The following is a 6,435-nucleotide window of genomic DNA, read 5'->3' on the forward strand; positions in this document are numbered from 1 at the left end:
ATCAGGCTTGAGCGCCGCCGCGCACGTCGAACTCGACTTTCCAGCGTTCGTTCGTGCCGCTCGGCACGGCTTCGAGTTCCAGCGTGCCGGCTTCGGTGACGCGCGCATGCAGTTTCACCGGGACGACTTCGCCGGGTGTCCGTCCTTCGGTCGGCAGCGTGGCCTGAATTTCTTCAAGCTCCTGCAGTTCGTCCGGCGACCAGTAGTCGAGCATCGTGCCGACCTGATCCTGCCGGCGCACCGACGAGCCGAAGAAACGGAAATGCACGGGCTCGCCGACCACGAGACCGAATTCCTGCGGAGGCAACGCCGCGTCCGTGCCTTCCTCCATGCCGAAGGGCGCGACGCACAGCGCCGAGATCGGCGGCTCCAGGCCCGGCACGGCCGGCATCGCCGATTCGATCGCCACGTAGTAGGCGCGTGCCGTGCCGCCGCGGATGCGCACGCCCTTGCCGCGCTTCACATAGCCGTAGTAGGCAGCGCCGCGCGCGACCGCGAGGTCGAGATCGGCGCCGTCCAGCAGGCGCGCCGGTGCTGCGCCGTCGGCCGCGAGCCAGTGGTTGATGACGTCGAGCACGCGCTGGGCGAGCAGTTCCGACTTGAACACGCCGCCGTTGAACAGCACCGCGGTCGGATGCAGGAAATTGGCGCCCGCCGACTGCGATGCAAACGATCCTTCGAGTTCGGCGAGTGCCGCGACCTGCCGGCCGAGGAACGCGGCGAGGTGCCGGGTGATGCCCGCATCCTGCGCATAGGGCAGGCCGAGTTGGGTCAGGCCGGCACGCGCACGGCTCATCGGCCGCGCGGAGGCATCGACTTGCGGGAAGAAGCCGTCGAGGATCGTTTGCGTGAGTTCGGCGCGGGTCAGCTCGGTACGGATCGAACCGCCGATCAGTTTCGAGCCGCGGCTCGGCACGACGAGCGGCACCGTGTCGGTTGCGGGGTCGCTCAGCAGCGTCTCCTTGGCGGCGCGGCATGCATAGGTGAGGGCGCGCAGTTGCCACGGATCGGCCTGCGTGCCTTGCGCGGCCAGCTTGCGCGCGACCACGTGCGCGAGCGCCAGATCCATGTTGTCGCCGCCCAGCAGGATGTGCTCGCCGACCGCGACACGATGCAGTTCCAGATTGCCGTCGCGCTCGACGACCGCGATCAGCGACAGGTCGGTCGTGCCGCCGCCGACGTCGACGACCAGAATGATGTCGCCGACCTTCACCTGCTTGCGCCACGCGCCGTCGCTCTTCTGGATCCAGCTGTAGAGCGCCGCCTGCGGTTCCTCGAGCAGCGTCATGCGACCGTAGCCGGCCGCCTGCGCGGCTTCCGCCGTCAATTCCCGGGCAGCCGGGTCGAACGATGCGGGAATCGTGACGGTGATTTCCTGTTCGTCGAACGGTGCGTCGGGATGCGCGTTGTTCCAGGCCTCGCGCAAGTGGGTCAGATAGCGAATCGAGCTTTCGAGCGGGGAGACGCGCGCGACTTCGGGCGGCGCGTCGCTCGGCAGGATCGCCGCACGGCGGTCGACGCCCGGATGGCAAAGCCAGCTCTTGGCGCTCGACACGAGGCGGATCGGCGTGCCGGCGCCGCGGCTGCGCGCCATTTCACCGACCGCGTAATCGCGCTCGGCGGTCCACGGCAGCGTCAGGTCGCCCGGCGTCAGTTCGCCCGGATGCGGCAGGTAGAGAAACGACGGCAGCAGTTCCGGCGATTCGATCGTTCCGGCCGCGGTGAGTTGCGTGATCGGCAGCACGCCTTGACGGGTTTTCTCGCCGTCGCTGGCCGCGAGGTCGACGTAAGAGAGCGCGCAGTGCGTGGTGCCCAGGTCGATGCCGATGGAATAGCGCGGATCGCTCACAGTTCCACCTCCGCCGGTGCGATCACGGTGACGTCATGCGTCTCGATGAGTTTCGGGAGCTTGACGTCATCGACGCGCCAGCCGCGGTGGCTGATGCTGCCGTGGAACGGCGCCGAACCGACGACGTTGCCGGTGAGGCGGATCGCGGCAGCGTCGAAGCCTTCGGGGATTGTCACGCGGCTGCCTTCGGCTTCCGCGCGGACCGGGCGGATCGTGAAATGTTCGCGCAGCGTCGCGCGACAGCCGTCATGCACGAGGCGCGCGGCCGCGCCGATGTCGGCATCGGAGTAGCCGGCGATATCCTCTTCGACGAAGTCGACGAAGCGGGCGTTGCGCTGGAGCAGCCCGAGCAGCTGAAGTGCCGCTTCCGGGCTGGCTTCCCTGATCTCGGGAACGGCCGGCGCCGCAGGCTGAGGCGCCGCGACCGGTGCGGCGACAGGTGCCGCGGCAGGCGCTGCGACCGGGGCTGCCCCGTCGCGCAGCCGGCGGACATTGACGGCCAATTCGCTGCTGCCGAGGATGGCGAAAAACGATCCGACGGCGACGGAAAGCCTGCTGACGAAGGACAAATTCGGTTCGGTCATGAAATACAACTCCTGTTGGCTCGCGTGAACGGCGAGCGGTCCTGCCGGCCCCGCGACGAGGCCCGATCGAGCCTGGAAGGGCGGATGCCGGCATGGCATACCCGAGCCCGGCGAGGGCTCAAAACCCGTATTTTGCCTTGATGTGATCGGTCCCCGTTCAAAATGCGCATGCGGGGACCGGATTTCCGTGATTTTGGCTCCGCCTTCGCGGGTGCCTGGGCAGCGTGCGTCGACCTCGATTTGCCGCGGTCAACGTCGGTCGAAGCGGCAATCGTGTCGGCATCGACGACGTTGGATGCGCGTATGCGGCGATGCCGCGCGGCCGTCACGCGATTCGAATCCGGGGCTGCACCTGCCGGCGTGGCGCGGACACTCTCGCCGAAGTTGTGGCGTTGCGGCTCGACCGAGCTCCGGACTGGCGAGCGGTCAATCAATGAAGCATGCGCTTCGCTTGAACCCGGCAGGCGATGGCCTATATTGAATCAATCTCGCGGCGGGGCCGTGCCCACCCGGATGCGCGGGCTGCGACACCGCTCCGCTGTCGATCATTCCGGCAGGCGCGGTAATCGCATGTCTTTTCGACATGCCGCGCATCAGGTCCGATATCCCATCTCGATGTTGTGCCCGCAATCAACCGACGCAATCATCCGCGGGCCACGGATATGGGGATTCCATCGGGACTTGGCACGGATGCCCGGCTTTCCGGCCGTCAGCGATCGAACAAGAGGAACAACGTCATGTGCGCCACATTCGACTATCCGGAACAGTACCGGGGATCCGGCCGCCGGCGTTTTCTCAGGTTTGCCGGCGCTGCCGCCATGGCCGGCTTCACCGCCGGTTCTCTCTCGTCGATGCCTGCGCATGCCGATGCCTTGACCAAGGCCCAGCGCGACGGCATGACGCCGGAGCAGATCATCGAGATCATGAAGCAGGGGAACGCGCGCTTTCGGAAAGGGGAGCGGAAAGCCCGGAATTATTTGCGGGAGCAACGCGCGAGCGCGAGCGGCCAGTATCCCGCGGCGGTGCTGCTGAGTTGTATCGATTCGCGCGCGCCCGCCGAAGTGATCATGGATCTGGGCATCGGCGATATCTTCAACTGCCGGGTCGCCGGCAACGTCGAAAACAGCGACATCCTCGGCAGCATGGAGTTCGGATGCAAATTGTCCGGGGCGAAGCTGATCGTCGTGATGGGCCACACCGCCTGCGGCGCCATCAAGGGCGCCATCGCCAATGCCGAGCTGTGCAATCTCACCGGATTGCTGGCGAAGATCAAGCCCGCCGTGCAGGCAACGGTCTACGACGGCGATCGTTCCGCGACGAACTATGCGTTTGTGGACGCAGTCGCCCGCAAGAACGTCGAGCTGACCATCGCCGACATACGCCGGGACAGTCCGGTGCTTGCCGAGCTCGAGGCGTCGGGGGCGATCAGGATCGTCGGTGCGATGTACAACCTCGGCACGGGGGCATTGACGTTCTTCGACTGAGCATGCGGCGTTCCGCCATCCCGTGCTTTCAGGACGATCGCGCGCCGGACGGCGGAATGTCGACGATCCGGGCGGCGCCTGCCATGACGAATTGGCCCGCTCACAGGGTTTCGGTCCGGCTCTGCCGAGCCACCCTGTTTCCGATCACAATCCGGGGACGACGCAATCAATCCGACGCGCTGCGATCGTGCAGCCGGACAGTGGAGCCGCCATGTACGTACCCGCCCATTTCGACGAGTCCCGCCCCGACGTGCTGCATGCGCTGATCGCGCAGCAGGCGTTCGGCAGCCTGATCACGCATGGCGGAAGCGGGCTGGACGCCAATCACATTCCGTTCGAACTGGTCGCCGGCGACGGCGGCCTGGGCGTACTGCATGCGCATGTCGCGCGTGCCAATCCGGTGTGGCAGGAGGTCGCGAACGGCGATGACGTGCTGGTGATCTTCCATGCGGGCGACGCCTATATCTCCCCGAACTGGTATCCGAGCAAGCATGTCGCGCACCGGCAGGTGCCGACCTGGAATTACGTCGTCGTGCACGCGCACGGGCGCATCACGGTGCGCGACGACGAGCGATTCGTGCGCGGCGTGGTCGCCCGGCTGACGCGCACGCATGAGGCGTCGCAGCCGGCACCGTGGAAGATGACCGACGCGCCGGCGGACTATATCGACACGATGCTCAAGTCGATCGTCGGATTGCAGATCGACATCACGCGCCTGATCGGCAAGCGCAAGCTGAGCCAGAACAAGGACACGCGCGATATCGCCGGCGCCGGCAAGGCGCTCAGGGCGTGCGGCGATCATGCGATCGGCGACGCGATGCTCGAGCAGGTCGCGGCGAGACCGGAATAGCGCGGTTGGGCGTGTCGTTTCACGAGCGCCCGGCTGGACAGCGACGATGCGCGCGCATCCCGGTCGTCGCCCTCAGTGAAAGAGTTGACGGAACCAGCCTTGCCAGCCGAGGTGCCGATGCGTCCGCGCCGGAGCGGTTCGTGTCCGCATCTCGGGCGTCAGCCGCGCGCGCGGATCGATGAGCCTCGAACGCAGCGCCATGTCGAAGAACGCGCCCACCATCGGCAACGCGCTGTGCGCGCCTTCGCCCCAATAATCGTCGGCGAGCGTCACGCGGCCGTCGTCGAAGCCCACCCACGAGCCGGCGACAAGCTGCGGGTGCATCAGGATGAACCAGCTGTCGGTATTGTCCTGCGTGGTGCCGGTCTTGCCCGCGACGTCCGCGCGGATGCCGAAGCGGGTGCGGATGCCGGCGCCGGTGCCGCGGTCGACGACGTCGCGCATCACATCGACGAGCGTCTGCGCCGCGCTGGCGGGCAGCGCCTGTTCCGGCGGCGCGCCGCCGAACTCGGCGAGCACCCGGCCGTCATGATCCTCGATGCGGGTGACCATCTGCGGTTCGACATACGCGCCGCGGTTCGCGATCGTGCAATAGGCGGACACCATTTCCTTGAGCGTGACCGGGCTCGTGCCGAGCGCGAGCGACGGCACGGGTTCGAGCGGGCTTTCGCGTACGCCCATCGCACGGGCGAGGCGCGCGACCTTTGCGGGCCCTTCGGCCTGCATCAACTGGGCGGTGACGCGATTGCGAGAGTAGGCGAGCGCATCGCGCAGCGTCATCGGCCGGCCGGTCGGCGGCTCCGCGTCGGTCGGCCGCCAGACGTCATGCCCGGTGAGCGGTATCGCGACACGGCGATCGACGAGTGTGTCGCCGGGGTGCTTGCCGTCGGCGAATGCGGCGCCGTAGACGAACGGCTTGAACGTCGAGCCGGGCTGACGCCGCGCCTGCTGCACGTGGTCGAACGGCTCGTCGTGGAAATCGCGGCTGCCGACCCAGGCCTTGATGTCACCGTTGTGCGGATCGATCGCGACGAAGCCGGCCTGAATCTGCGTCTTGCTTGCGCAAAGCGTGCGAACGAACGCGCGATCCGAGCCGAGCTTGCCGAGCGCGCCCTGATCCGTCTGGCCGGCATCGCGCGCCGCGCGGTATTCGGGCGTCTGCCGGATGAAGCTCCTGAACAGGTCGTTGCCGGGCCGGCAGCCGGTGCGTTCGTTCCAGGCGTCGTTCGCGATCCATTGCAACTGGTTCGTCTGCCATTCCATCGCCTGCGTCGCCATCGCCTGCAACCGGGAATCGATCGTCGTGCGCACGACGAGTCCGTCGGAATAGATGTTGTAGTTGTTGCGGTCGGCCCACGCGATCAGCCATTTGCGCACTTGCTGCGCGAAATGCGGTGCCGGCCCCGGCGGTTCCTTCTGCGGCTCGAAATCGACGTTCAGCGGCTGCCGGATCAGCCACGCGTAGGCGGCGGGCTTGAGCTTTCCGTACTTGTTCATCTGCGCGAGCACGGTGTTCCGGCGTTGCAGCGCGCGGTCCGGGTTCAGCACCGGGTTGTAGTAGCTGTTGCCCTTCAGCATGCCGACAAGTGTCGCGCTTTCCAGCACGTCGAGCGCGCCGGCCGATTTGTCGAAGTACGTGCGCGCGGCCATCTCGACGCCGTACGCGTT

General features: G+C 67.0%; 5 protein-coding genes. 2 read left to right on the plus strand and 3 right to left on the minus strand.

Features of this window, described 5'->3' with window-relative positions:
* Window position 1 precedes the first annotated feature (1 nt).
* Window positions 2-1,849 carry an Hsp70 family protein gene (locus tag KH616_RS05610; protein WP_292237938.1) on the minus strand — a complete coding sequence of 616 codons (1,848 nt, stop codon included), beginning with the start codon at window positions 1,847-1,849 and terminating at the stop codon, window positions 2-4.
* The gene (locus KH616_RS05615) at window positions 1,846-2,433 is read right to left on the minus strand and encodes a DUF2760 domain-containing protein (RefSeq protein ID WP_292237942.1); all 588 of its coding nucleotides are present in this window, start codon (window positions 2,431-2,433) and stop codon (window positions 1,846-1,848) included. Before KH616_RS05615 ends, KH616_RS05610 begins: the two co-directional genes overlap by 4 nt.
* Window positions 2,434-3,170: 737 nt before the next feature.
* On the opposite strand from KH616_RS05615, the gene KH616_RS05620 reads away from it, so the two are divergent.
* Window positions 3,171-3,917 (plus strand): carbonic anhydrase family protein, encoded by a 747-nt coding sequence (locus tag KH616_RS05620; protein ID WP_292237939.1) that lies wholly within the window; start codon window positions 3,171-3,173, stop codon window positions 3,915-3,917.
* 211 nt (window positions 3,918-4,128) lie between these two features.
* Window positions 4,129-4,767 (plus strand): FMN-binding negative transcriptional regulator, encoded by a 639-nt coding sequence (locus KH616_RS05625; protein ID WP_292237940.1) that lies wholly within the window; start codon window positions 4,129-4,131, stop codon window positions 4,765-4,767.
* Between the two features lie 72 nt (window positions 4,768-4,839).
* Here KH616_RS05625 and KH616_RS05630 read toward each other — a convergent pair.
* A partial coding sequence (locus tag KH616_RS05630; protein WP_292237941.1) for a penicillin-binding transpeptidase domain-containing protein occupies window positions 4,840-6,435 on the minus strand: 1,596 nt, incomplete at its 5' end.

The sequence above is a fragment of the Burkholderia sp. genome, assembly GCF_018375725.1.
In the GTDB taxonomy this organism is placed as follows: Bacteria; Pseudomonadota; Gammaproteobacteria; order Burkholderiales; family Burkholderiaceae; genus Burkholderia.

What these genes read in the sequence shown, in the direction of transcription:
- KH616_RS05625 (WP_292237940.1), top strand. Translation starts at nt 4,129, where the DNA reads ATGTACGTACCCGCCCATTTCGACGAGTCCCGCCCCGACGTGCTGCAT.
- KH616_RS05620 (WP_292237939.1), top strand. Translation starts at nt 3,171, where the DNA reads ATGTGCGCCACATTCGACTATCCGGAACAGTACCGGGGATCCGGCCGC.
- KH616_RS05615 (WP_292237942.1), bottom strand. Translation starts at nt 2,433, where the DNA reads ATGACCGAACCGAATTTGTCCTTCGTCAGCAGGCTTTCCGTCGCCGTC.